1 protein-coding gene is annotated in these 1,353 nt (G+C 73.5%); it reads right to left on the bottom strand.

The features are described from left to right. Positions 1–182: 182 nt before the first annotated feature. Positions 183–1,160, bottom strand: coding sequence for a calcium/sodium antiporter (locus ESO86_RS17060; protein WP_129235971.1), 978 nt, complete (start codon positions 1,158–1,160; stop codon positions 183–185). Positions 1,161–1,353: the final 193 nt, after the last annotated feature.

Genomic DNA, 1,353 nt, shown 5'->3' on the forward strand with positions numbered 1-1,353 from the left:
CGGGTGCGCCCGCACCCGGCGCGCCGCCGAGGGGCCGCGCACCGCCCGGCGCGGGATTCCGACCGCTGCGACCTGCCATGCACCGCACGCTAGACGCGAAGCACCGGCCCCGCGTCATCCGCTCGGCTGACTCGCAGCAGGTCGTGACCGCACCGTGACCGCGCCGCGCGCGAGCGAGCGGGTCAGGTCCGGAACAGCAGCAGGCTCGTCAGGTACGCCAGGTAGGCGACGACGAACACGGCTCCCTCGACCCGCTGCATGCGCCGCCCGGTGAGGAACACCGGGATGCACGCGATCGTCGCCCCGACCATGACCGGCAGGTCGATCGTGAGGATGCCCCGGTCGACGCCGATCCCGTCGGCCGGGATGAGGCTCGTGATGCCGAAGATGAACAGGATGTTGAACACGCTGCTGCCGAGGAGGTTGCCCACGGCGATGTCGCGCTCGCGGCGGATGGTCGCGACGATCGCGGTCACGAGTTCGGGGGACGAGGTGCCGATCGCGACGATCGTGAGTCCGATGACCGAGACCGGGACGCCGAACCCCGCGGCGAGCTCGACCGCGCCGCTCACGAGCCAGTCGGCGCCGAGGACCACGATGCCGATGCCCGCGACGAGCTGGACGGCATCGCGCACGGTGCGGGTGGGTTCCCCGGCAGCGCGTGCCCGCGGCGCGCCGAACTCGCGCGCGAACTCGGCGCGCGCGGCGAGCCCCTCCCGATGCGCCGCGCGGACGATGATCACGGTGTACACGATGCCCAGCAGCACGAGCAGCGCGCCGTCGAAGCGGGTGACGACGCCGTCGGCGCAGAGCAGCAGCAGGGTCGCCGCGGCGACCACCATCGCCGGGAGGTCGAGCCGGATCGCGTGCGACCGCAGCGTGAGGGGCCTGATGAGCGCGGCGATGCCGAGGATGAGCAGCACGTTCAGCGTGTTCGTGCCGACGATGTTGCCGAGGGCGAGCGAGCCGGTGCCCTGCGCGGCCGCGTCGATGCCGATCGCGAGCTCGGGTGCGCTCGTGCCGAGCGACACGACGGTCACGCCGATCACCATCGGCGAGACGCCCAGCCGCGCGGCGAGCCGGGTGCCGCCACGCACGAGCAGCTCGGCGCCGCCGACGAGCGCGAGCAGGCCCCCCACGAGCAGCAGGGATTCGGACATGCCGCTCCCTCCGAGGCTCACCGGTTCGCAGGTCCGTCCGTTCGACAGTAGGGCCTTTCGCAGCGAATCCGCAGGTGCACGGGCGGCGCGAACGCCTAGCGTCGGAGGCATGGCGGAGCGCGGGCGCGACGGCGCCGGGGCCCGCGCGGGGCACGCGCGGTGGAGTCCGCTGCGTCGTCGTCACGACGAGCCG

Origin of the sequence: Agromyces binzhouensis, from assembly GCF_004135055.1 — a bacterium.
GTDB classification, from domain to species: domain Bacteria; phylum Actinomycetota; class Actinomycetes; order Actinomycetales; family Microbacteriaceae; genus Agromyces; species Agromyces binzhouensis.

Excerpts from the sequence above, each read along its gene's own strand:
- ESO86_RS17060 (WP_129235971.1), bottom strand. The coding sequence starts at position 1,160 with ATGTCCGAATCCCTGCTGCTCGTGGGGGGCCTGCTCGCGCTCGTCGGC.